The sequence below is a fragment of the Winogradskya humida genome, from assembly GCF_016862215.1.
Lineage (GTDB): Bacteria > Actinomycetota > Actinomycetes > Mycobacteriales > Micromonosporaceae > Actinoplanes > Actinoplanes humidus.
Genome location: NZ_BOMN01000046.1, coordinates 1 through 22,538, shown reverse-complemented (window position 1 = coordinate 22,538; position 22,538 = coordinate 1). Strand labels below are relative to the sequence as shown.

Sequence of the window (22,538 nt, the reverse complement as noted above, 5' to 3'; positions counted from 1 at the left end):
TAATGTTGGGCACGTAATAGACCGTCGGTCTCTTGGAGGGTCACATGTCAAAGATCTGGTTCGTCACGGGGAGCTCGCGCGGACTCGGCCGCAGCTTCGTCAGCAACGCCCTTACCGCCGGGGAAAGCGTCGTCGCCACCGCCCGCAACCCATCGCAACTTGATGACCTCGTCGCCGCGTACGGGGACCGGATCCTGCCGGTCGCGCTCGACGTCACGGATCCCGACGCCGCTATCGCTGCCGTGCAGGCCGGCGTCGAGGCGTTCGGGCGGATCGACGTCGTGGTCAACAACGCCGGGTACGGCGACCTCGCCGCGTTCGAGGACATGAGCGCCGACATGTTCCGGCGCCAGGTCGACACCAACTTCTACGGCGTGGTCAACGTGACCCGGGCGGTGCTGCCCGTGCTGCGCTCCCAGAAGTCGGGCCACATCTTCCAGGTGTCGTCGATCGGGGGGCGGGTGGGATCGGTGGGGCTCAGCGCGTACCAGAGTGCGAAGTGGGCTGTCGGGGGTTTCTCCACCGTGCTCGCGCAGGAGGTCGCGCCGCTCGGCATCAAGGTCACCGTCCTCGAGCCGGGCGGCATGGCCACCGACTGGGCCGGGTCGTCCATGACCATTCCCGAGGTCAGCGAGGCTTACCGGCCCACGGTGGGCGCTTTTGTCGACATGCTCCGCGGGTCCGACGGCGGGCAGCCGACCCAGGTTGATGACGTGGTCAGGGTTGTCCGGAAGCTGGTTGAGCGCGGGGACGCGCCGCTGCGGCTGTTGCTGGGGACCGATGCCGTGCAGATCGCCGAGCACACCGCTCGGGAACTGGCTGAATCCGACGCTGCGTGGCGCTCGACGAGCGTGAGCGCATCCGCTTGATTCAGGGCGCTTCCTGCCGATCGTTGCGCGGGTGAGCAGAGGTCCGCGGGTGGCGTTGGTGGCTGTCGCCATGGCGGGGGCGTTCCTCATCCAGCCACCGCAGCCTGACATGGGGGCTGGGGTACGACGGGCCTTCGCGCTTCCGGCCTGCTTCTCGGAGGAGTCCTGCGCCATCGTTCTCGTCGAGACCGTCGTAGACCCGGTCGAAACTCCGCCTGACGAGACGGCGATTCCGGTGCCGATCAGCCTGGACACCGACGGCGAGGGGTGCACCGGGCACGTGGTCGTCACCACGACGATGCCTGTCCTGTCGGCGCGCTTCGCGACCACGAGCATCACCCCCGTTGACGTGAGCTTCGAGTACGTCGCGCTCGGGCTCACCGCGGAGGAGGGCGCGGACGTGATCTCGAGCGGCATGACGGCCGGACCAGGGCAGACGGCGACTCTGGACTTCGAGGCGCAAACGCTCAGGCCCGGCGAGACCTACCGCTGGCGGGTCAGTGGCGTCGGCGACGTGGAGGAAGGCCGGCCGGGCTGGTCGGGCTGGTGCGAGTTCACTGTCGATCCCGGCGCCCCGGACTACAGCTCGCTCGACGCGGGTGACTACGAAAGCCTGGCCACGCTCGGCCTGCGGCCTGAACGCTCCTACACGATCCGCTTGAACGCCGGGCAGCGTCACATCTCCGCCGCGGCCATCGAGAAACTGAACGATCTGGACGACGCCATCGCACAAGAAGACTGGCAACGCGACGACTGGCAACACGCTACGGAGGAGCGGCTGAGGGTCGCCGCGTTGATCCGTACCGCAAACGGCCCCGCGATCACTCTGAGCGGCGCGCAATGGGCCGGAGTTGTCACTGACCTCGGATCGTGGGCGGACATCCTCGAAGACGGAGCCGACAGCGAAGACATGGAAACAACCGTCGACGCCCGGCCCTACCGGACTGCCTCGGACCTCATCGAGGCGGAACTCGCAGCCGTAGGTACGCGCGGTCGTCGAAACTGATCTGGCCGCGCCGCACACCTTTAGTCCCGGCCGGCGATGAAGCGCTCGACCACTTTCATGGGTGAGTCCCGGGTTCGGGCCCGGGGTGGGGGGCGCGGGACCCGACCCCCACCCCGGGGATACGAACATAGCGGGCAATCGACGTGTGCCGTTATGGCAGTGGGTCAGTTGATCCGGCGCTGGCGGATCAGGCTGGAGGCTGCCAGTGCTGTTCCGCCCGTGCCGACGCCGCCGAGTACTCCGAGGGCGAAGCGCTGCTCGTGGCGTACCTGACGGTCCTGGGCTATGTGGTCGCCGGGGCGGACCGTTTCGCTGAGGCCGGTGAAAGCGCTGATCCCGGCCAGCCAGAAGGCGAGAAAGACGACGCCGGCGGCGATCATCTCCCAGCGTGGCAGCTCTCCCGGCGGTGACCACACGCGCGAGATGTACCAGCTCTGCGGGCGACGGCCCCGTAGCGTGCGCTGGTTGGTCAGGATCCCGGCGGTGAAACCGGGGAGCACGAGCGCGGCGGCGACGGTGACCGCGACCGTGCTCGGCACCAGGGCGTTCCCGCTGAACAGGGCGCCGATCAGCACGGCGCACCACAGCACGCCGGTCAGGCACAGCACGTCCAGCAGCAGAAGGAGCCGTCGTGACATCACCGTCGCGACGTTAGCGGCCCGGGGCGGGGGTTTTCCGGGTTTTGCCGGGAACGTGGCGGCGGTAGGCGCTGACCGTCGGGTCGCCGGTGATCCAGAAACGCCAGGGCACGTCATGGGCGGAGGTCACGCCGACGCGGGGGCCCGCGGAGATCTCCTGCGGCGGTTCCAGCGGCCGGGTGAGCGTCAGCGGGCCGGTGCCGTCGATGACCGAGGTGCCGTTGGCGGCCTTGGTGAGGGCCAGGACCTGCATGATTTTGGCCGGGCCCGAGGCAAGATCCAGATCTTTGCGCACCGTACGCCGTCCGCGCGCGACGTCGAGCCCGTCCACGACTTCACCGGCTCGCAGCAGGACGGCCGCCGCGACACCCGGTTCGCCGCAGACGATGTTGGCGCAGAGGTACATGCCGTAGATCTGGTAGACGTACAGGAAACCGGCCGGGCCGAACATGACTTCGTTGCGGTTCGTCATGCCGCGGTGCGCATGGCTGGCCGGATCCTTGCCGAGCCCGCTGTACGCCTCGACCTCGGTCAGCCGTACGGTCACGCCGCCGGCGTTCAGCCGCCAGCCGAGCAGCGACCGCGCCGCCTCGTCGACCCGGTCCGCGGGAAGTTTCGCCCAGTCATAACTCACATGGGCTAGTTTGCCGGGCGCCGTGGTCCCCGCGGGCGGCGCCTCTTCACGGGGCCGCAGGTGCCGCCGGGGCGGGAGGGGCCGAAGGGGCGGGTCGGGCCGAACTCCAGCGGCCGCGTCCGGCGCCGGCGGAAGTCTCCCGGCCTCATCCGACGAAGTCCTGCGTCATCCAGACGATTCCCTTGCTGTCGCGCACGACGCTCAGCCCGATCCGCTTGAAGTCCTTGCTGAGCAGGTTCTTGCGGTGCCCGTCGTTCGGGGCGACCTCGGCGAGCATGCTGTCGGTGAGCCCGTTCGCGGCCTTGATCTTCTCGGCGTCGCTGGACCCGGCCGAGCCGTAGCCGATGTTCTCGCCGGCCGTGCTCCACTTCACGTCCTGGGCGGTGAAGCGCTTGCCGATGTCGCCCTCGCCGGAGCACTGGTGGCTCAGCCCGCAGCCGTCGATCATCAGGTCGTTGTGCAGCGCCGACGCCTTCGACAGGTCGTTATCGAGCGTCAGCGCGTCCAGGCCCTCGTCCTTGCGCGCGGCGTTGATGTGACCGAGCACCTGGTCGAGGATCGAACCGCTGGTCACCGACTCGGTCTTGGCCTTCGTCTTCGTCTTCGCCGGTGTCGCCTTCGCCGTGGCCTTCGGGCTCGTCGTCTTCTTCGGCGCCGCCGTGGTCTTCTTGGGAGCCGGGCTGGTGGCCGTGGCCGACGGGGCCGCAGACGCGCTCGGGTCGCCGCCCGTCAGCAGATCGGCGTCGGCACCGCCGAGATCGATCGGTGACTGGGTGACCAGCGGGGTGTCGACCGACGCGCGATCCTCGGCGGCGTTCGCGTCGGCGTGGCGGTTCAGACCCACGACCGTGAACCCGACGCCGATCACCACGGCAGTGGCACCCGCCGCCATCGTGTACCGGAACTGTTGGGCAGCGGACTTGGGCACGGAACCGGTCACCTCGGGCGGGAGCAGATCGCGCCCGGGACGGTGGGCACGGCAACCGCTGGTCACGGTGCCTGATGACTATGAACGCCGGGCGCCTCGCGAGGGGTTCACCTCAGACGCGCTTAAGGATCGACACATGAGGTCTTAAGGACACCTGCCCGTAAACACCCGTACGGCATACTCGCGGGACCAACGGTCTGGAAACACCGGGAGCTGACGTGGCCGATCTGCCGGAGGGGTACCGCCTGCTCGAGGGGCCGCCACCCGTCGACGAATACCTCGCACTACGCCGCGAATCGGGCCTGTCGCCCCGCAACCGCGCCCAGGCCGTCCCGGCCCTGTCCGGCAGCTGGTACGCCTGCCACGTCCTGCACGAACCCACCGGGCTGGCCGCCGGCATGGGCCGGATCATCGGCGACGGCGGCTGGTACTTCCACATCGTCGACATGGCCGTCCTCCCCGCCCACCAGCGCAAAGGCCTCGGCGACGCGGTCCTCGGCGTGCTGCTGGACCGCATCCGCGTCAAGGCACCGCCGGGGGCGTACGTGAACCTGCTCGCCGATGCCCCGGGGCGGCGCCTCTACGCCCGGCACGGCTTCGTGGAGAGCGCCCCGGAGTCGATCGGCATGTATCTCAGGGGCGAGGCATAATTGGGGGCATGAGCAGGACTTCTCGCGTACGGGCGGGGCAGGGCTGCGGTCCCGTCCAGGAGCCCAACGCGTTCCTGTTGTCCTGGGCGCAGGGCGTGCTGGACGACGCGCTGCGCCGGTCGCCCCTGCTCGCGGCGCGGCCGTACGAGATCTTCGCCCAGGGCTCCCGGGTGAACGGCACCTACCTGGAGCAGAGCAGCGACATCGACCTCGTCCTGATGCTGACGGCGCCGGCCTCATCCCACGACTGGGAAGGCTTCCGGGACGACGTGCTCGGTGCGCTGGGTGAGACCTACACCGTGCGGATGGGCCGCCGCTGTCTCAACGTCGACGACCAGGGCTCGCTGTTCGGCGAGATGGTCGACATCCTCGTCGCGACGGAACACCGGTTCTCTCCGGTGCCCGGCGCCGAGTTCTACGAGCAGGGCGTGTTCTTCCGGGACGTCGAAGGCCGGCCGATCGTCAACTATCCCAAGCAGCACCGGCGCAACGGCGACGAGAAGGACCTGCGCACCGGCGGGCGGTTCAAACAGGTCGTCCGGGCGGCCAAACGCGCCCGCAAGCTGGCCGGGGACGACACACCGTCCTACTTGATCGAGTGCCTGCTGTTCAACGTTCCCGACGCTGTGTACCGCACGTCCACGGCGTATCGCGGCGCGTTCGACTGGCTGAGCCGGTGCTACCACGAGGATCCGGTGGTCTTCGCCGAGTTGCCGTGCCAGAACGGCATCAACCGGCTCTTCGGGCCGGGCCCGGATCAGTGGGAGCCCGCCGCGGCTGGAAGAATCATCGACGTCCTTCACACCCTCTGACGTTCCCGGGGCGGTAGCCGCAGCATGACTTGGGCCGCACTATGACTTGGACGGCCGCGCAGACCACGGCGGTGCTCGCGCCGGTCATCGCGATCCTCGGTGCGGCGCTCGTGGCGCTGCTGACCTACGGGCTGAACAGGCGCGCCGCTCGCCGCGAGCGGCGTGCGAGGGCGTTCGGTGAGGCGCTCAGCGTCGTCGAGGACTACGCCGAGATGCCCTATCGGATCCGGCGCCGGCCCGGCACGCTGGACGGGCGCCAGCAGCTCACCGAGGAGGTGAGCCGGATCTACTCGCGGCTCGCGTACCACCAGGCGCTGCTCGACATCGAGGCGCCGACGGTCGCGGCCGCCTACCGGCTGCTCGCGAACGAGGCGAAGGCCGAGGTCGGCGAGCAGATGAAGAAGGCATGGCAGAAACCGGTGCGCACCTCCGACGCGGAGATGAACCTCGAGGAGCACTACGACCGGCAGCGCGTCGACCGGGCCCGTGACCGCTGCGTGGCGACCATGCGGGCGGCGCTCGGGCTCACCGGGAGCGGCGGACCTTTCGCATGAGCATGGCCCAGACGCCGAAGCCGGAGCCCACGTCGCCGGTGACGACGCCGGCCGCGGTGCCCATGAACAGGGCGTTCGCGCAATCGGGGCAGACCTCGCGGCCGGTGACGGTCTGCTGGAACGGTGCCTTGACCCTACGGTGACAGTCGGGGCAGGTCTTGCCGGACAGGCTCATGCCCTCAGGGTAGGTGACCAGGCACAGCACCCGATCATGGCGTTTTCATCAGGTCCGTGGCGGGGGCACCGATGAACGGACCATGCCGGTACGCCAGCGCTTGCCCCTGATCGTGGGTGCCGTACTGCTCGCGTACTGTTTCGTGCGGTTTGGTATTGGGGCTTTTGTCGGCTTTTCGTGGCCGGTGCTGGGGTGGATACCGCTGCCCGTCATGTCGCTGCTCGCCGCGCACGGGTGCTGGTGGACCAGCAACCGGTTCGGGCTCGACGCGGGGACGACGCGGTTCTGGCGGCAACTCTCCCTGTGCTGCGTGCTGCTGGCGGCGGCGTGCGTGGGGAATGCGTATGACGCTCTGCGCGTACCCGAGGATTTTCAGCACATCGGTCCGGTGACCGCCACGCTCTACCTGGGCATCCTCGTCTTCGCGATCTGGGCGCTGCTGCGGTTGCCGGTCTGGGAGCGCAGCCGGGCCGAGTGGATCCGGTTCTGGCTCGACACCGGCATCATCCTGATCACCACCGGCATCCTGGTCTGGCACTTCTCGCTGCGCCGCGCGGACGCGTGGACGGCCCAGACCGGCTCCGCGATCCCCGTACTCGCCATCGCCATGATCGCGTCGGTGTCGGTGATCGCGTTCACGAAGGTCGCGTTCGCCGGGGCCGGGCGCCTCGACCGGCGGGCCATGCACATGCTGTCCTTCGGCACCGCCCTGGCGTGCGCGTTCGGGGCGCTGATGCCGTTCCTCGCCGACCGGCCACAGCTCAACACCGCGTTCCTGGCCGTGCCCTTCGCCACGTTCTGCGCCCAGCTCGCGGCGCGTCGCCAGGCCAAGGCGGCCATCGAGGAGCCGGCCGAGCGGCCCGTGCCGCGGCGCTTCAGCGTGGTGCCCTACCTCGCCGTCGGCGGGATGGACCTCATGCTGCTCGGCACCGACCTGACCCGCTCCGCCGAGGGCCGGCTGATCGCCGCCGGGACCGTCGCGATCACCGCGCTGGTCGTGGCCCGGCAGATCACCACCCTGCGCGAGAACAACACGCTGCTGAGCACCGTCGACGCCAACCTGCAGCAGCTGCGCGACTACCAGGTCCAGCTCGCCCACCAGGTACGCCACGACACGCTCACCGAGATCGCCAACCGGGCCAACTTCGAGGAGCAGGTCACCGCTCGGCTGGCCGGCGGCGAGAGCTTCCTGGTGGCGCTGCTCGACCTGGACGACTTCAAGGTGGTCAACGACCGGCTGGGGCACGGCACCGGGGACGCGCTGCTCAAAGCGGTCAGCCGGCGCCTGCACGACCGGCTGCGCGGCGAGGACGTGGTCGCCCGGCTCGGCGGCGACGAGTTCACCCTGCTGCTGCCCGACCTGACCGGCGACGAGGCGTCCGTCGTGCTGCGCCGGCTGATCCAGGGCGTGCAGGAGAACGTCGTCATCGACGGGCACGAGATGACCCCGCGGATCAGCATCGGCGTGACCGCGAGCGTGCCCGGCGACACCCCGGAGGAGCTGCTGCGCCGCGCCGACGTGGCCATGTATGTGGCGAAGAACGCCGGCGGCGGCCGCTGGGCATGGTTCGACCCGGCCATGGATCGCATCGCCGACCAGGACGCCAAGCTCGGTGCCGACCTGCGCCAGGCGGTCGCCCGCGGCGAACTGCGGGTCGTCTACCAGCCCATCGTGGAGCTGCCCGACGGCGGCATCGCCGGGGTCGAGGCGCTGCTGCGCTGGCGGCACCCCGAGCACGGCGAGATCTCCCCCGCCGTGTTCATCCCGCTCGCCGAACGCAACGGCTCGATCATCGAGGTCGGCCGGTGGGTGTTCGAGCAGGTCGTCAAGCAGGCCGCGGCATGGCAGCACGAGTACGGCGACCTGGCCCCCGCCCGCGTCAGCGTCAACGTCTCCGCCCGCCAGCTGCGCGAACCCGGCTTCGTCGCCGAGGTCGCCGCCGTCGTGGCCGCCGCCGGGGTGGAACCGTCGCTGATCACCGCCGAGGTGACCGAGACCGCCGTGCTCGGCACCGGCGCCGCCCTGGACGCCGTCCGCGGCCTGAACGCGCTCGGGCTGCGGGTCGCGCTCGACGACTTCGGCACCGGGCAGTCGTCGCTGAGCCTGCTCGTCGACTGTCCCGTCGACGTCCTCAAGGTCGACAAGTCGTTCGTCGACGGTGTCACCACCGCCAGCCCGCAGTCCGTCATCGTGGAAAGCCTCATCACCATCACTGCGGGGCTGCGCATCCAGGCCGTCGCCGAGGGCGTCGAGACCGCGGACCAGGCCCATCGGCTGCACCAGGCCGGGTACCAGTACGCCCAGGGCTTCCACTTCGCCCGCCCGATGAGCGGCGCCGAGCTGGGCAAACTGCTGCGCCCCGGTCCAGTACCCGCGTGATCGTTCGTGGATTGCGACCGCCACTTCTGGTCTGACGAACACCGAAACCTGGACCCCGCGTACGCCGCGACGGCAGGGTCATCACATGGCCCTCACCCGACGCGCCCTGCTGGGCGGTACTGCCGCAGCGGCGGCACTCGGGCTGGCCGGGTGCAGCGGTCTGACACCCGGCCGAGACCCGGGTGGCACGCTCAGTTTCTGGAATCTCTTCGGCGGCGGCGACGGTCTGCGGCTGACGCAGATGCTCGACGCCTACCGCGCGGCGAACCGCGGCGTGAACCTCGAGGCGGTCACCCTCGCCTGGGGTAACCCCTACTACACGAAGCTGTCGCTGGCGACGCTCGGCGACAAGCCACCGGACGTCGCCGTCTCCCACCTGACCCGGGCGAAGACGCTGATCAGCGCCGGACTGCTCGAGGAGCTCAAGCCCGAGGACCTGGCCCGGCACGGCCTGGACGCGGCGAACTTCACCGCCCGGCCGTGGGAGGCGGGGCTGGTCGACGGGAAGGCGTACGCGATCCCGATCGACACCCACCCGTTCGTCATGTTCTACAACACGGACATCTGCCAGAAGGCCGGACTGCTCGACACCGCCGGGGCCCTGCTCCCGCTGGACACCCCCGAGAAGTTCACCGAGGCCATGAAGAAGGCCAAGGACGTCACGAAGGCGTACGGCGGGGTCGTCGCGATCGACAACGACGTCGCGTCCCCCTGGCGCATCTACCAGTCGCTGTACTCGCAACTGGGCGGCGAGACCCTGGCCGACGAGGGCACCAAGGTGGTCATCGACGAGGCGAGGGCGACCCAGGCGCTGTCGTTCCTGCAGGGGCTGACCCGTGACGGGCTCATGCCGGGCAGCATCGACTATCAGGGCGCGATCGCGACGTTCGCCAACGGCCAGTCCGGCTTCTACTTCCAGGGCGAGTGGGAGATCTCGACGTTCCAGACCGCGAAGCTGCCGTTCTCGATGACGTCGTTCCCCAACATCTTCGGCGGCGGCAAGTACGCGGTCCAGGCCGACTCGCACACCCTGGTCATCCCGAAGCAGCCGGACCAGGACCAGGCGAACCTCGACCGGTCGCTGGCGTTCATCCGGTTCCTGCTCGACCAGAGCAAGACGTGGGCCGAGGGCGGGCACGTCCCGGCGTGGAAACCGTTCCTCGACAGCCCCGAGTACAAGGCGATGACCCCGCAGTCGAACTACGCGGCCGCTGCCGACGGGGCCGTCTACGACCCGGACGGCTGGTACTCCGGCTCCGGATCCAACTTCGAGATCGTCACCAGCGCGGCGATCGGCAGCGTCCTCGCCGGCCGGGCGGCGCCCGCCGCCGCGGTCGCCCAGATGCGCTCCGACCTCACCAGCCTGGCCAAGACCGCTTCGCCGGTATAGAAGGTGGTGCCCCGATGACCGCTTCACAGACCGCCTTGCCGACCCGGCAGGCAATCGACGACGACCCACCACCACCGCGTCCCCGCGGACAGGGACTGCCCGCCGCCGGCTTCCTCACCCCGTTCCTGCTGCTCTACGTACTCTTCATCGCCGGGCCCGCGCTCTACGGGCTGGTCATGAGCTTCTTCGACACCAGCATGGTCAAGCCCGGCCTGTCGGGCTTCGCCGGTTTCGGCAACTACGCCGAGGCGCTGCAGAGCGCCGACTTCTGGTCGCCGCTGTGGCACACGATCTGGTTCACGATCCTCACCACCCCGCCGCTCATCGTGCTGGCGCTGGTCCTCGCACTGCTCGCCGACCGGGTGAAGCACGGCCGCTGGTTCTTCCGGCTGGCGTTCTTCGTGCCGTACGTCCTGCCGTCGGCCGTCGTCGCGCTGATCTGGATGTGGCTCTACACCCCGGGGCTCGGCCTGATCGAGACCGCGCTGACGAAGATCGGCCTCACGTCACCGAACTGGCTCGGCGACCCCGGCTGGGCGATGCCCTCGCTCGCCGTCACCACGCTCTGGTGGACGCTCGGCTTCAACTTCGTGCTCTTCCTGGCCGGTCTGCAGGAGGTGCCCCGGGAGCTCTACGAGGCCTCGTCGATGGACGGCGCCGGCCCGTGGCAGCAGATCCGCTCGATCACCCTGCCGATGCTCGGCCGGACCCTCACGCTCGTCGCCGTCCTGCAGGTCATCGCGTCGCTGAAGGTCTTCGACCAGATGTACATCATGACCTCCGGCGGCCCGAACTTCGCCACCCGCTCGGTGCTGCAGTACGTCTACGACAGCGGCTTCACCAACTTCCGCATCGGGTACGCCTCCGCGGTGTCGATGCTGTTCTTCCTGGTCGTGCTCGCGGTCTCAGCCGTGTGGTTCGCGATCGTCCGCCGCCAGGAAAAGGAGGTCTGACCATGACGACGATGACGAGCATGTCGATCGACACCCGGATGAAGCTGTTCAACCGCATCTGCGCCGGGGTCCTGATCGCGTTCGCGCTGCTGTGGCTGGTCCCGCTGGCGTGGGCATTCGACACCGCGATCAAACCGAACGAGGAGACCACCAAGACCACGTGGTGGACCGACAACCCGACGTTCTCCGCGTTCAGCCGCATCATCAACGAGACCGACATCATCCGCTGGTTCGGCTCCAGCCTGTTCATCGCGACGCTGACCGCGTTCGGGGCCGTGCTCACCGGCAGCCTCGCCGCGTTCGCGCTGTCCAGGATGCGGTTCCGGTATCGCAACGTGGTTTTCTGGGTCGTGCTCGCCGGGATCATGGTCCCCAGCCAGGTGCTGATCGTCCCGCAGTTCCGCGAGATGGACTCGATCGGCCTGCTCAACACGTTCTGGGCGGTCAGCCTCCCGCAGATCCCCACCGCGATCGCCGTCTTCATCTTCAAGCAGTTCTTCGACGGCCTGCCCAAGGAGCTCGAAGAGGTCGCGCGGCTCGACGGGGCGAGCTTCCTGCGCATCTACGCGCGGATCATCATGCCGCTCGCCCGGCCGGCCGTCGCCGCCGTCGCCATCTTCACGTTCGTCTCCTCATGGAACGACCTGTTGTGGCCGCTGCTGGTGCTCAGCAACCCCGACAACATGACGATGCCGGTCGGCCTCGCCACGGTGCAGGGCACGTTCGGCATCCGGTACGCGGACACGATGGCGTCTGCTCTGCTCGGCGCCGTACCCCTGGTCGCCGTCTTCCTTCTGTTCCAGCGCAACATCGTCGAAGGCATCGCCGGCAGCGGCCTGAAAGGGTAAAAATGCACCAGGCTTCCCTCACCGTCGACCCCGCGTTCCGTGTCGGGGAGGTGGACCCGCGCCTCTACGGCTCGTTCGTCGAGCACATGGGACGATGCGTCTACACCGGCATCTACGAGCCGGAGCACCCGTCGGCCGACGCGAACGGTTTCCGGCAGGACGTCACCGCGCTCGTCCGCGAGCTGGGCGTGCCGCTGGTGCGCTATCCCGGCGGCAACTTCGTCTCCGGATACCGCTGGGAGGACGGCATCGGCCCGGTCGCCGAGCGTCCCCGGCGCCTCGACCTGGCGTGGCGGTCGCTGGAGACCAACCGGGTCGGCGTCAACGAGTTCATGACGTGGGCCAAGTCGGCCGGCGTCGCGCCGATGATGGCGGTCAACCTCGGCACCCGGGGCATCGACGCGGCGCGGTCCCTCGTCGAGTACTGCAACCTGCCCGGCGGCACGTACTGGTCGGATCTGCGGGGCGGGGACCCGTACGCCATCAAGACCTGGTGCCTCGGCAACGAGATGGACGGACCCTGGCAGACCGGGCACAAGACCGCCTATGAGTACGCCCGCCTCGCACTCGAGACCGCGAAGGCGATGCGTCAGGTCGACCCGTCCATCGAACTCGTCGCGTGCGGCAGCTCGAACCGCGCGATGCCGACGTTCGGCTCGTGGGAGGCCACGGTGCTCGGCGAGGCATACGACGCCGTCGACTACGTGTCCATGCACGCGTACTACCAGCAGCACGGCGACGACCGGGACAGCTTCCTCGCCGTCGCCACCGACATGGACGGCTTCATCGACGACGTGATCGCCACCGCGGACCACGCCCGCGCCGTCGGCCGGCACAAAAAGCGGATCAACATCTCGTTCGACGAGTGGAACGTCTGGTACCAGAGCCGCTTCGTCGGCGAGACGAACCTGGAGATCGAGGAGACACCCCGGCTGATCGAGGACGTCTACTCGGTCACCGACGCCGTCGTCGTCGGCAACCTGCTGATCAGCCTGCTCCGGCACGCCGACCGGGTGAAGATCGGCTGCCTCGCCCAGCTCGTCAACGTGATCGCCCCGATCATGACCGAGCCGAATGGCCAGGTGTGGCGCCAGGCGTCGTTCCACCCGTTCGCGCTGACCGCCGCCCATGGGCAGGGCACCGTCCTGCAGGTCGTCGCCGACTCCCCCGTCGTCGAGACCAAGGCCTTCGGCGCGGTGCCGATCCTGGACTCGGTGGCGGTGCAGACGTCCTCCGGCGTGGTGATCTTCGCCGTCAACCGGTCGCAGGACACCCCGCTGAGCCTCGACGTGGACCTGCGCTCGCTGCCGGGCCTGACCACCGCGTCGCACACGGCGTTGTTCGACTCCGACCCCGACGCGATCAACACGGCCGCGGCGCCTGATCGGGTGGCGCCCCGGTCGTTGGACGACGCGAAACTCGATGGCGGGCGGTTGCAGGCCGTTCTGCCGCCGCTCTCCTGGAACATGCTTCGCCTTACCGGGAACGGCAGCTGAGTTTGCTGGCTCGTCGTGGTGGACGGGCCGTGGCATCGTCACGGTCCGTCACCTCGGCCAGAAGGTATATGTCATGGGCTAAGAAATAATTGCCTCATGCTTGACAGCCGGCGCCACCAAAAGTTGCGGTATCCGGGGGCTCGGCGCAATGTCCGGCGAACTTTTCCGCCTGGTTAACCGGCCACGGTCGGTCCCGGCGAGAGCCACCACGTGGCGTGACCGAGGCGGTCCGGCTGAAAGCTACATCCTCGGCACGCGCGCTCGGCCGGGATCTTTCATCGACCGAGGGCCACGGGGTGCTGGTTGCTGGCTGGTTGCTGGTTGCTTTCAGCTGGCTATTTCGGTGCCGCGCCAGCCCTGGTCGACGGCGAGCCGGCGGGCCGTTGCCACCACGTCGAGGGTCTGGCGGGAGGGGTCGGCGGTGCGCCAGAGGATCGACCAGGGGTAGCGGGGGACCTGGCTGTCCAGGGGGCGCCAGACCACATCGGACGGCCAGCCGTCCGTCGAGGCCGGGGTGCAGAGGACGCAGCGGCCCTGGGCGACGAGGTCGACGGCTGCGCGGAGGGTCTGGACGCTGCCCGGGAACAGGGTCGGGAAGAAACCGGCCGAGCGGCAGACCTCGGCGACGAAGGCGTTGAACTCCGGGGCCTGCTCCTCGTCGGAGAGCAGCAGGGTTTCGCCGCGCAGGCTGCTGATGGGGACGTGCGGGAGGTAGGCGTACGGGTGGTCGCTCGGCACCAGCACGCCCAGCGGATCCATCCGGAAGACCTCGGCAGCGATCCCCGTGGCACCGCCCTGGAGCCTGCCGACCCCCACGTCGAGGCGGCCGTCGGCGAGCAACCGGCACTGCTCAGGCACGCCCGCCTGCACCTGGTGGACCTCCACCTCGGGGTGGCGCGCCTGCACGGCCCGCAGGACCGGGCGGATCGCGTCGTATCCCTCGTCGAGGACGCCGAGTCGCAGCGTGGGTGCGGCGACCGCGAGACCCTGCGCGAGGACCGCCGCCCGCTCGACGTGATCGAGAATTTGACGGGCTTCGATGAGAAAACGGGCGCCGGCACCGGTCAGGGCGACGTGCCGGGACGTACGATCGACGAGCTGGACGCCGACGGCCCGCTCGAGCCGCTGGACCTGGGCGGTCAGCGCGGAGGGGACGATGTGCTCGCGGGCTGCGGCCCTGCCGAAGTGCAACTCCTCGGCGAGGGTGACGAAATAGCGGAGCTGGCGTAGTTCTATCCGACCTCGATGAACGCCATCGGGAACGGCCCTGACCGCCATGACACCCTCCCGATGATCTCCGTCGATCGATGCGTCTTCCGCAGTGTTATCGCTAACATTCCCGTAGTCAATACGTAACCTGCGCGCAAACACATTCCTGTGAACGTTCACAATGTTCACGCCCTCGCGGCCACCTGCCTAGCAACCCGTTTCGCTCCATGTGTCGCACTCCTCGCGCTCCACTCGCGGCCCTCCTCGGCAACTGCACAGGACCCCCACGCCGGCCCACCCCTCCGCCCTCCCGCCCGATCACCCTCCCGCCCGCCCTTCCGCACTCCCGCTCACCCTTCCGCCCGCACTCCCGCTCGATCGGTTACTCCCTCGCCCGACCGCTTGCCCGTCGCCCCTCATCCGCCTGCCCGTCGCCCGTCGTTGAGCGTGTGCTCAAACGCACTCTTGAGCGGTCGCTTAAATCGGGTTAGCCTTGCCTCGACTTGAGCGGTCGCTCAAGACGTGCTGTGGGCTGGGCCGACGCGAGCCGGCGCGGGCCCTTGAACCGGGGAGAACCGATGACTGAAGCACCCGCACCGAGGCGCATCGGGCGCGCCAACTGGTTTCTGGCCGGGCTCATCGTGGTGTTCGGCGTGGTGGCCTTCTTCGCCACCGTCGACGCTGGGCGTGCGGACAGCGCGCTGCTCTTCGTGGTGCTGCCGGTCGTGCTGGCCGTGGCGCTCGCGCTTGCGCCGGGACGTACCCCGCACCGGCGGGTCTTCGCGGCGACGACGATCGCGCTGTTGCTGGCCGCCGTCGCGCTGCACGAGGGCGCTATCTGTGTGCTGCTCGCCGCTCCCCTGGTGTACGGGGTCGTGCACGGGGTCACTGCGCTGATCAATCTGGCGGCGAAGGGCGGCGGGCGCGCTCTGGCCGTACTCCCCCTGCCGTTGCTGTTGATCGGTGGGGTTGAAGGGGTCGACCAGGACCTGCGGATCCGGCCGGACCAGACCGCCTCGGTGACGCGGGTCGTGGACCTCACGCCGGCGCAGGTGCACGACAGGCTCGCCGCCGGGCCCCAGCCGGTCGGGCTGGACCAGCTGTCGCTCGCGCTGCTGGGCGCGCCGACACCGCAGCACGTGACCGGCACCGGACTCAACCCGGGCGACCGATGGGAATTCGGCTACCACGACACCAACCACGGCGCGGGCGGGGCGATCACCACTTCGGTGCGCGCGGCGAGCGCCACGTCGATCGACTTCGCCGTGGACTCCGACACCTCCATCACGTCGCGGTGGCTGCGCTGGCGTGACGCGTCGATCAGCTGGCACGACGCGGGGAACGGGCGCACGGCGGTGACGGTGCGGCTGGCGTACCAGCGGCGTCTCGATCCGTCCTGGTACTTCGGGCCGATCCAGGACCGGCTGATGCACGCCGGCGGCGCCCACCTGCTCGACATGCTGGATCTGCGATGATCGTGGCCCGGTACCTGTGTCTGGGCGTACCCGTCCTTGCGCTAATGGGTGCCCGCTTCCTGGACCGTTCCGTCGCCGGGCCGTTCCTGGCATTCGTGGCTGCCGCGATCGGCATCGCCGCCCTGGACACCGCCGACCTTTACAGCTTCGCGGCCGTCGACGGGACCTTCCGGGGGATGCCGGTCGACCTGTGGATCGGGTGGGCGGTGCTGTGGGGGCCACTGCCCGTGATGCTGCGGCGGGTGCTGCCACTGCCTGTGATGCTCGGGTTGTTGCTGTGGGTGGACCTGATCGCGATGCCGGCGCTTGACCCACTCGTGCGGCTCGGGCCGTCGTGGGTGTGGGGTGAGGTGCTCGGGCTGGTCGTGGTGGCGCTGCCGGCTCAGTTGCTGGGGCGGTGGACGGCTGATCGGCGGCGGCTTGCCGGGCGGGCGTTGCTGCAGGTCGCGGTGTTCGCCGGGCTGACGTTGTGGCTTGTGCCGACGGTGGCGTTCACGCTCGGGGACGGGAGTTGGGGGCGGCTCACCGGGATGCCTGCGGCGGGGCTGTTTGGCGTGGCTCAGGTGGCGTTGGTGATCGCGCTTCCGGCTTTGGCGGCGGTTCGGGAGTTTGTCACGGTCGGTGGTGGGACGCCGTTTCCGTGGGATCCGCCGGTGCGGTTGGTGACGTCGGGACCGTACGCATATATGGCCAATCCGATGCAGGCCAGCGCGACCATGCTGCTGCTCTTGATCTCCGCGGTCACAGGGAGTGTGACCCTCGCGGTGGGGGCGGGGCTTGCGGCGCTCTTCTCGGTGTTCGTGGCCGGGCCGCACGAGACCAACGACATGCGCACGCGGCATGCGGGTGATTGGGTGCAATACCGGCTGCACGTACGGGATTGGCGGCCTCGGGTGCGGCCATATGTGCCGGGGACGACGGAGGCGCGGCTCTGGCTGGACGACGATTGTGGGCCGTGCTCGGCGGTGGCGGGATTTTTGGGGCGGCGAGCGCCTGTTTCGCTTGTGCTATTGCCGGCTTCCGGGATCACCCGGGCGCGGTATGAGGAATCGTTGTCGGGGGTGGCCGCGGTGGCTGCCGGGTTGGAGCGGGTGCATCTGGGGTGGGCTTATGCGGGCTGGTTCCTGCGCCTTCCCGTCATCGGCTGGCTCGCGCAGATCATCGTGGACGCGCTGATCGCCCCACCACACCTCGCCGGAACCGATCTGGCCGACACTTAGGACACGATGAGCGAATTGGTGGAACTGCGGCTGCTCGACGCTCTGTTCGCCGAAGTGAGGGCCGGGTGCGGGGGTACCCGACCTGGCCGGTGCCTGTCGCTGAGCGGGACAACCGCTCTTGTGGAGGGGTTCGCCGAGCAGAACGGGGCATCCGCGTCGTTCTTCACCGCCTCGCCCACCGACGATGCCAGCGTCGGCATCGATTCCCTGGTGATGACTTCCCTGCCTGACCGTGCAGTCTTCGCTGAACCCACGCCCGGCATCTGGCGCGCGGCACTACGTTTGATCGCCGACATTCTGCCGGCTGACGAACCCAGCATCGTCGTCATCGACGAGGTGCAGCGGTTGCTCGGTCAGGGAGACGCCTTCGAGGAAATCCTCCAGGCTGTGTGGGATCGCTCCCTGAGCCGCAAACCCGTACTGCTCATCCTCATCGGGTCTGACGCTGCAGTGATGAAAACGATCAACTCCCGTGACCGCCCGTTCTACGGACGCGGCAAGGAAATGGTCCTGGAAACAACGGATGTTTAGTAACATCAATGTTAGTAACACTGAAGACAGTATCTTCGATGATACTTTCCTCGAATCACAGTCTGAGCTGGTCAGATAGCTCCTTGCGTAGTGATGGAGAGTCTGGCGTGGGCTTGGGCGGCGTCCGGGCGGGTTATCGCTTCGCCGCGCGGTGCCGGCGGCATTCGCCCGCGCCGGACTCGCAGTCAGGGCGAACATGGCCACCACCGCAGCGACCCGGGCAGCGGCGGTGCGTCCTCTGGTCACACCGATCTCCTTTGCGTGACAGCTGATCCGCCGGAGAGTCTTCGCGCAGGCGCTTACGACCCGCTTGCACATGCTGCAAGCGGGCCGGGGGTGAGCGCGGTCGGGTTCCTGGTGTGGGGTGGTTGACCGATGACCGGCCGTCGACAATAGTAAGGCGCGTGCCTAAGTATCATGATGAGCTGGTAGCCGTGTTCCGCGCTCTTGCGGATCCGACGCGGCTGGCCGTCGTGGAGCGGCTGGCGAAGTCCCCGGCCGTTGTGTCCGAGCTTGCGGCGCCGTTCTCGATGGCGTTGCCGTCGCTCATGCAGCACTTGCGTGTCCTTGAGAACGCGGGGCTGGTCACGTCGCAGAAGCATGGGCGGGTCCGCACCGTGAGCCTGCGACCGGGTGCTCTCGACGTTCTGCACCTGTGGCTCGGCGAGCAGCGGACCCCCGCGGAACGCCAAGCCGACCGGCTCGGCATACACCTGACCCGTACCAGCCCTGAGGGAACCTGACATGACCCGTGTTCGCATCGACCTGTTCGCCTCGCTCGACGGATACACCTCGGCCGGGGAGGGCCCGGACAATCCGATGGGTGAGGACTGGGGGCGCCTCACGACCGCCTACGCCGCAACCCGCACGTTTCACGAGCGCATTCTCGGCGATACCAGCGGCGCCGGAACGTCCGGTGTCGACGAGTCGTACGCTGCCGCGCACTTCGAGGGGGTCGGCGCGGAGATCATGGGTGCGGGCATGTTCGGGTTGCACACGTTTCCCGGCGACCCGGATTGGACGGGGTGGTGGGGCGATCAGCCGCCGTTCGGCACGCCGGTCTACGTCCTGACACACACCGCGCCGCGTCCGTCGATCCCGATGGCCGGCGGAACGACCTTCCACTTCCGCAGCACCGCGATCGAGGACGTGCTCACCGAGGCGACCGCGGCCGCCGGCGGCCTGGACGTACGCGTCGGCGGCGGGATCGGCACCGCACGCGACTTCCTGCGCGCCGGCCTGGTCGACCACCTGCACCTCGTGATCGCCCCGATCGTGCTCGACCGCGGCATCCGGGTATGGGACGACCTGCGTGGCCTCGACCTCACCCACAAGGTGACGACGGAAGTGGCCGAGAGCGGCACGATCCACGTCACCTTCACGCGATAGGACGCATCGATGACGATCGAACGACGGCTCGCCCGCGCCGATTTCACGCTGAGCCGCGACTACCCCGTCGCGGTCGAACGGGTCTGGGACTCGTTCGCCGAGGAGAAGCAGAAGCTCGCCTGGTGGGGCGGCGGCGACGCCGTCACGCCCAGTGAATGGGCTTTCGACTTCCGGGTCGGTGGACGCGACGTCGCCGAGGGGCAGTTCCACGACGGTCCGATCTCACGGTACGAGGCCACGTACACCGACATCGTCGAGCACAACCGCATCGTCACGACGTACGACATGTGGCTCGACGGGATCCACATGTCCACCTCGGTGGCGTCGCTCGAGTTCGAGCCGCTCGTCGAGGGCACCCGGTTCACGCACGTCGAGCACGGCGTCTTCTTCGACCAGTTCTGGGCCGACGGGGCGAACCGAGAAACAGGCACGCGGGGCCTGCTCGATGCGCTGGGCAAATACCTGGCCTGACGCGCCTGAGCACCGAGAATGACGAAGGACGCCGTCAGCGCGACGGCGTCCTTCGTCAGGAGCTGAACGGTGGAACGGTCAGCGGGGGACGACCCGTTCGATGGCCCATTCGCGCCAGGAGTCGAGTTTGTCGGAGGCGATCTGGAGTTGGTCGGCGACCGGGCCGGGGCCGGTGGAGCCGGGGGTGGTGCGGCCGGCGAGGGCGCTGCGGACCGAGAGGACCTGGCGGACCGAGGGGTCGAGGTGTTCGCTGACGGTTTTGAGGTCTTCGTCGGAGACGTCTTCGAGTTCGCATTCGCGGGCGGCGCAGAGGGCTACCAGGCTGCCGGTGATCTCGTGGGCGTCGCGGAAGGGGATGCCCTTGCGGACCAGCCAGTCGGCGACCTCGGTGGCCAGGGAGAAGCCGACGGGGGCGGCGGCGGCGAGCTTGTCCACCCGTACGGTCATGGTGGAGATCATGCCCGCCAGAGCCGGCAGCAGGAGCTGGAGCGTGTCCACCGCGTCGAAGACCGGTTCTTTGTCCTCCTGCATGTCGCGGTCGTAGGTGAGCGGCAGGCCCTTGAGCATGGTGAGGACCGCTACCAGGCCACCGATGAGGCGTCCTGCCTTGCCGCGGGCCAGCTCGGCGATGTCCGCGTTCTTCTTCTGCGGCATGATCGACGATCCCGTGGCGAAGGCGTCGTCGAGGATGACCCAGCCGAATTCGGTGGAGGTCCAGAGGACGACCTCTTCACCCAGACGGGAGAGGTGTACGCCGAGCAGGCTGGTGATGAACAGGAACTCGGCCACGAAGTCGCGGTCCGAGACGCCGTCCATGGAGTTCTGGACCGGGGCCTTGAAGCCCAGCTCCTTGGCGACCGCGGCCGGGTCCAGGGGCAGCGACGAGCCGGCGAGGGCGCCCGAGCCCAGCGGGGAGATGGCCGCGCGTTCGTCCCAGTCGCGGAGGCGTTCCAGGTCGCGCAGCAGGGGCTGGACGTGGGCGAGCAGCCAGTGGCCGAAGCTGACCGGCTGGGCGTGCTGGACGTGGGTGAGGCCGGGGGCGGGGGTGTCGATGTGGCGGCCGGCCTGTTCCATCAAAGCGTCCGCCAGCTCGACCACGGCGGAGGCCACGAAGCGGGCGTGCTCGCGCAGGTAGAGGCGCAGATCGGTGGCGACCTGGTCGTTGCGGGAACGGCCGGCGCGCAGCTTGCCGCCCAGCGAGCCGAGGCGTTCCAACAGGCCGCGCTCGAGGGCGGTGTGGACGTCCTCGTCCTCGATCGTGGGGCGGAAGTCGCCCGCCGCGCACGCCGACTCGAGGTCGTCGAGGGCCGCCAGCATCCTGCCCAGCTCATCGGCGTCCAGCAGGCCGGCGCCGGCGAGGACGCGGGCGTGGGCCCGGGACGCGGCGATGTCGTACGGGGCCAGACGCCAGTCGAAGTGCACACTGACGCTGAGCCGCGCCAGAGCATCGGCCGGTCCGCCGGCGAAACGGCCACCCCACAGCCTGGTCGGACCTTCGGTCTCCGGCACTGCTCACTCCTTAGATCGGTTCAATTCTCGCAAGGATAGGGTCACCCCTATGACGCTCGACCTGCATGATGATGTTGTCTCATTGACCCGCGCGCTCTGCGACATCCCCTCGGTTTCCGGTGACGAGGCCACGATCGCCGACGCCGTCGAGGCCTCGCTGCGCAAGCTGGGACACCTCGAGGTGCTGCGCGACGGCGATGCCGTGGTCGCGCGCACCAGCCTGGGCCGGGACAAGCGGATCGTGCTCGCCGGGCACCTCGACACCGTACCGATCAAGGACAATCTGCCCACCTGGTTCAGCGGCGAGGGCGACGCCCAGCTGCTGCACGGCCGCGGCACCTGCGACATGAAGGCCGGGCTCGCCACCCAGCTCAAGATCGCCGCAACGCTGCCCGAGCCCCGGCACGATCTCACCTTCGTCTTCTACGACAACGAGGAGGTCGCGTCGGTGAAGAACGGGCTCGGCCGGCTCGTGCGCAACCATCCCGAATGGCTGAGCGGGGACTTTGCCATTCTCGGGGAACCGTCGAACTCCGGTATCGAGGGTGGGTGCCAGGGCACCATGCGGGTGCGGATCACCCTTGCGGGTAAGGCCGCGCACACCGCCCGGGCCTGGCGTGGGGTCAACGCGATCCACGCGGCTGCTGATGTGCTCGCCATCCTCAACCGGTATGAGCCGCGGCGACCCGTTGTCGACGGGCTGGAATATCACGAGGGGCTCAACGCCGTGAACATCCAGGGCGGTGTGGCCGGGAACGTCGTGCCTGATTCGTGCATCATCGACATCAATCATCGGTTCGCGCCGGATCGGAGTGTTGACGAGGCGTACGCGTACCTGCAAGAAGTTTTTGCGGGGTATGAGCTTGAGATTCGGGACAAGGCGCCGGGTGCGCGGCCCGGGCTGGATCAGGCTGCTGCTGCGGAGTTTCTGGCTGTGGTGGGGCGGGAGCCGGTCGCGAAGTTCGGGTGGACTGATGTGGCTCGGTTCGCGGAGCTGGGGATTCCGGCTGTGAACTATGCGCCTGGGGATCCGTTGCTCGCGCATACCGATGAGGAGTTCGTGCCGGTTGCGGAGATTCGCGAGTGTGAGCGGGTGTTGAGTTCGTGGCTTAGGTGAGTTGGGTTTCTGGCTGTGTTTCTGGCTGTGTTTCTGGCCTCGCTTCGCTCGGCGGGCACTGCGCCCCTTGGAGTCGTTACTGGAGTCACCGTTTTCCGGCCGGGGAAGAGCGCCCGTCCGGAAAACGGCGCCTCCAGTAACGACGGGCGCAGTGCACATGTTCGCGCCGTGGACGCTGGCGGGGAAGGCGCCGCGCGTAGTGAGCATGCTCGCGCCGTGGGGGGTGGCGGGGAAGGCGCCGCGCGTAGTGAGCATGCTCGCGCCGTGGGGGGTGGCGGGGAAGG

The 22,538-nt window shown here is 68.8% G+C and carries 23 protein-coding genes; 17 read left to right on the top strand and 6 right to left on the bottom strand.

All coding sequences use genetic code 11. The annotated features are described in order from the left end of the window. The first annotated feature begins 44 nt into the window (after positions 1-44). Positions 45-869, top strand: a complete 825-nt coding sequence (locus Ahu01nite_RS19610; RefSeq protein WP_203838014.1) for an SDR family NAD(P)-dependent oxidoreductase — start codon at positions 45-47, stop codon at positions 867-869. Between the two features lie 70 nt (positions 870-939). After that, entirely contained in the window at positions 940-1,875 is a 936-nt protein-coding gene (locus Ahu01nite_RS19605; RefSeq protein WP_203838013.1) for a hypothetical protein, read from the top strand. A 164-nt stretch (positions 1,876-2,039) separates the two neighbouring features. Here Ahu01nite_RS19605 and Ahu01nite_RS19600 read toward each other — a convergent pair whose 3' ends face one another. The 3 genes from Ahu01nite_RS19600 to Ahu01nite_RS19590 all read right to left on the bottom strand — a co-directional run bounded on the left by Ahu01nite_RS19600 (position 2,040) and on the right by Ahu01nite_RS19590 (position 4,075). Continuing rightward, on the bottom strand, positions 2,040-2,516 hold the full coding sequence (locus Ahu01nite_RS19600; RefSeq protein WP_203838012.1) for a hypothetical protein: 477 nt from the start codon (positions 2,514-2,516) through the stop codon (positions 2,040-2,042). A 10-nt stretch (positions 2,517-2,526) separates the two neighbouring features. Next, positions 2,527-3,147 (bottom strand): DNA-3-methyladenine glycosylase, encoded by a 621-nt coding sequence (locus Ahu01nite_RS19595; RefSeq protein ID WP_203838011.1) that lies wholly within the window; start codon positions 3,145-3,147, stop codon positions 2,527-2,529. 145 nt (positions 3,148-3,292) lie between these two features. Further along, the gene (locus Ahu01nite_RS19590; RefSeq protein WP_203838010.1) at positions 3,293-4,075 is read right to left on the bottom strand and encodes a CAP domain-containing protein; all 783 of its coding nucleotides are present in this window, start codon (positions 4,073-4,075) and stop codon (positions 3,293-3,295) included. A gap of 218 nt (positions 4,076-4,293) precedes the next feature. Here Ahu01nite_RS19590 and Ahu01nite_RS19585 point away from each other — a divergent pair, with 218 nt between their 5' ends. The 3 genes from Ahu01nite_RS19585 to Ahu01nite_RS19575 are packed head-to-tail and all read left to right on the top strand — an operon-like array spanning position 4,294 to position 6,091. Further along, a complete protein-coding gene (locus Ahu01nite_RS19585; RefSeq protein WP_239158976.1) occupies positions 4,294-4,725 on the top strand; it encodes a GNAT family N-acetyltransferase in 432 nt (143 codons plus the stop codon). An 8-nt stretch (positions 4,726-4,733) separates the two neighbouring features. Next, positions 4,734-5,537 (top strand): nucleotidyltransferase-like protein, encoded by an 804-nt coding sequence (locus Ahu01nite_RS19580; protein WP_203838009.1) that lies wholly within the window; start codon positions 4,734-4,736, stop codon positions 5,535-5,537. Between the two features lie 41 nt (positions 5,538-5,578). Beyond that, positions 5,579-6,091: a hypothetical protein gene (locus Ahu01nite_RS19575; RefSeq protein WP_203838008.1), complete on the top strand. Its 513-nt coding sequence runs from the start codon at positions 5,579-5,581 to the stop codon at positions 6,089-6,091. On the opposite strand, the gene Ahu01nite_RS19570 is transcribed toward Ahu01nite_RS19575, so the two are convergent. Beyond that, complete coding sequence (locus Ahu01nite_RS19570; protein ID WP_203838007.1) at positions 6,063-6,266, bottom strand: hypothetical protein; 204 nt, start codon at positions 6,264-6,266, stop codon at positions 6,063-6,065. The two genes, Ahu01nite_RS19575 and Ahu01nite_RS19570, sit on opposite strands and share 29 nt — an antisense overlap. A gap of 211 nt (positions 6,267-6,477) precedes the next feature. Between Ahu01nite_RS19570 and Ahu01nite_RS19565 the strand changes: the two genes are divergently transcribed. The 5 genes from Ahu01nite_RS19565 to arfA all read left to right on the top strand — a co-directional run bounded on the left by Ahu01nite_RS19565 (position 6,478) and on the right by arfA (position 13,333). Continuing rightward, positions 6,478-8,646 (top strand): putative bifunctional diguanylate cyclase/phosphodiesterase, encoded by a 2,169-nt coding sequence (locus Ahu01nite_RS19565; RefSeq protein ID WP_239158975.1) that lies wholly within the window; start codon positions 6,478-6,480, stop codon positions 8,644-8,646. A gap of 85 nt (positions 8,647-8,731) precedes the next feature. Continuing rightward, the gene (locus Ahu01nite_RS19560; RefSeq protein ID WP_203838005.1) at positions 8,732-10,036 is read left to right on the top strand and encodes an extracellular solute-binding protein; all 1,305 of its coding nucleotides are present in this window, start codon (positions 8,732-8,734) and stop codon (positions 10,034-10,036) included. A 14-nt stretch (positions 10,037-10,050) separates the two neighbouring features. After that, complete coding sequence (locus tag Ahu01nite_RS19555; RefSeq protein ID WP_203838004.1) at positions 10,051-10,989, top strand: carbohydrate ABC transporter permease; 939 nt, start codon at positions 10,051-10,053, stop codon at positions 10,987-10,989. A 2-nt stretch (positions 10,990-10,991) separates the two neighbouring features. Continuing rightward, complete coding sequence (locus Ahu01nite_RS19550) at positions 10,992-11,837, top strand: carbohydrate ABC transporter permease (protein ID WP_239158974.1); 846 nt, start codon at positions 10,992-10,994, stop codon at positions 11,835-11,837. Positions 11,838-11,839: 2 nt separating this feature from the next. Beyond that, positions 11,840-13,333, top strand: coding sequence for an arabinosylfuranosidase ArfA (gene arfA / locus Ahu01nite_RS19545; protein ID WP_203838003.1), 1,494 nt, complete (start codon positions 11,840-11,842; stop codon positions 13,331-13,333). Positions 13,334-13,660: 327 nt separating this feature from the next. Here arfA and Ahu01nite_RS19540 read toward each other — a convergent pair whose 3' ends face one another. Then, positions 13,661-14,611, bottom strand: coding sequence for a LysR family transcriptional regulator (locus Ahu01nite_RS19540; RefSeq protein ID WP_203838002.1), 951 nt, complete (start codon positions 14,609-14,611; stop codon positions 13,661-13,663). 509 nt (positions 14,612-15,120) lie between these two features. On the opposite strand from Ahu01nite_RS19540, the gene Ahu01nite_RS19535 reads away from it, so the two are divergent. The 6 genes from Ahu01nite_RS19535 (at position 15,121) to Ahu01nite_RS19510 (ending at position 19,628) form a co-directional block, all read left to right on the top strand. Beyond that, entirely contained in the window at positions 15,121-16,017 is an 897-nt protein-coding gene (locus Ahu01nite_RS19535) for a hypothetical protein (protein ID WP_203838001.1), read from the top strand. Next, positions 16,014-17,237, top strand: a complete 1,224-nt coding sequence (locus Ahu01nite_RS19530; protein WP_203838000.1) for a methyltransferase — start codon at positions 16,014-16,016, stop codon at positions 17,235-17,237. Before Ahu01nite_RS19535 ends, Ahu01nite_RS19530 begins: the two co-directional genes overlap by 4 nt. Positions 17,238-17,243: 6 nt before the next feature. After that, complete coding sequence (locus Ahu01nite_RS19525; RefSeq protein ID WP_203837999.1) at positions 17,244-17,768, top strand: ATP-binding protein; 525 nt, start codon at positions 17,244-17,246, stop codon at positions 17,766-17,768. Positions 17,769-18,172: 404 nt separating this feature from the next. Then, positions 18,173-18,511: an ArsR/SmtB family transcription factor gene (locus tag Ahu01nite_RS19520; RefSeq protein WP_203837998.1), complete on the top strand. Its 339-nt coding sequence runs from the start codon at positions 18,173-18,175 to the stop codon at positions 18,509-18,511. A gap of 1 nt (position 18,512) precedes the next feature. Next, a complete protein-coding gene (locus Ahu01nite_RS19515) occupies positions 18,513-19,157 on the top strand; it encodes a dihydrofolate reductase family protein (RefSeq protein ID WP_203837997.1) in 645 nt (214 codons plus the stop codon). A 9-nt stretch (positions 19,158-19,166) separates the two neighbouring features. Beyond that, positions 19,167-19,628 carry an SRPBCC domain-containing protein gene (locus Ahu01nite_RS19510; protein WP_203837996.1) on the top strand — a complete coding sequence of 154 codons (462 nt, stop codon included), beginning with the start codon at positions 19,167-19,169 and terminating at the stop codon, positions 19,626-19,628. A 78-nt stretch (positions 19,629-19,706) separates the two neighbouring features. Here Ahu01nite_RS19510 and argH read toward each other — a convergent pair whose 3' ends face one another. Beyond that, on the bottom strand, positions 19,707-21,137 hold the full coding sequence (argH, locus tag Ahu01nite_RS19505) for an argininosuccinate lyase (RefSeq protein WP_203837995.1): 1,431 nt from the start codon (positions 21,135-21,137) through the stop codon (positions 19,707-19,709). A gap of 49 nt (positions 21,138-21,186) precedes the next feature. Between argH and dapE the strand changes: the two genes are divergently transcribed. Then, positions 21,187-22,254, top strand: a complete 1,068-nt coding sequence (gene dapE, locus Ahu01nite_RS19500) for a succinyl-diaminopimelate desuccinylase (RefSeq protein ID WP_203837994.1) — start codon at positions 21,187-21,189, stop codon at positions 22,252-22,254. Positions 22,255-22,538: the final 284 nt, after the last annotated feature.

Bases quoted from the DNA above. Each gene is read 5' to 3' on its own strand.
- Ahu01nite_RS19610 (WP_203838014.1), top strand. From the start codon at position 45: ATGTCAAAGATCTGGTTCGTCACGGGGAGCTCGCGCGGACTCGGCCGC.
- Ahu01nite_RS19605 (WP_203838013.1), top strand. From the start codon at position 940: ATGGCGGGGGCGTTCCTCATCCAGCCACCGCAGCCTGACATGGGGGCT.
- Ahu01nite_RS19580 (WP_203838009.1), top strand. From the start codon at position 4,734: ATGAGCAGGACTTCTCGCGTACGGGCGGGGCAGGGCTGCGGTCCCGTC.
- Ahu01nite_RS19575 (WP_203838008.1), top strand. From the start codon at position 5,579: ATGACTTGGACGGCCGCGCAGACCACGGCGGTGCTCGCGCCGGTCATC.
- Ahu01nite_RS19570 (WP_203838007.1), bottom strand. From the start codon at position 6,266: ATGAGCCTGTCCGGCAAGACCTGCCCCGACTGTCACCGTAGGGTCAAG.
- Ahu01nite_RS19565 (WP_239158975.1), top strand. From the start codon at position 6,478: ATGTCGCTGCTCGCCGCGCACGGGTGCTGGTGGACCAGCAACCGGTTC.
- Ahu01nite_RS19560 (WP_203838005.1), top strand. From the start codon at position 8,732: ATGGCCCTCACCCGACGCGCCCTGCTGGGCGGTACTGCCGCAGCGGCG.
- Ahu01nite_RS19555 (WP_203838004.1), top strand. From the start codon at position 10,051: ATGACCGCTTCACAGACCGCCTTGCCGACCCGGCAGGCAATCGACGAC.
- Ahu01nite_RS19550 (WP_239158974.1), top strand. From the start codon at position 10,992: ATGACGACGATGACGAGCATGTCGATCGACACCCGGATGAAGCTGTTC.
- arfA (WP_203838003.1), top strand. From the start codon at position 11,840: ATGCACCAGGCTTCCCTCACCGTCGACCCCGCGTTCCGTGTCGGGGAG.
- Ahu01nite_RS19540 (WP_203838002.1), bottom strand. From the start codon at position 14,611: ATGGCGGTCAGGGCCGTTCCCGATGGCGTTCATCGAGGTCGGATAGAA.
- Ahu01nite_RS19535 (WP_203838001.1), top strand. From the start codon at position 15,121: ATGACTGAAGCACCCGCACCGAGGCGCATCGGGCGCGCCAACTGGTTT.
- Ahu01nite_RS19530 (WP_203838000.1), top strand. From the start codon at position 16,014: ATGATCGTGGCCCGGTACCTGTGTCTGGGCGTACCCGTCCTTGCGCTA.
- Ahu01nite_RS19525 (WP_203837999.1), top strand. From the start codon at position 17,244: ATGAGCGAATTGGTGGAACTGCGGCTGCTCGACGCTCTGTTCGCCGAA.
- Ahu01nite_RS19515 (WP_203837997.1), top strand. From the start codon at position 18,513: ATGACCCGTGTTCGCATCGACCTGTTCGCCTCGCTCGACGGATACACC.
- Ahu01nite_RS19510 (WP_203837996.1), top strand. From the start codon at position 19,167: ATGACGATCGAACGACGGCTCGCCCGCGCCGATTTCACGCTGAGCCGC.
- dapE (WP_203837994.1), top strand. From the start codon at position 21,187: ATGACGCTCGACCTGCATGATGATGTTGTCTCATTGACCCGCGCGCTC.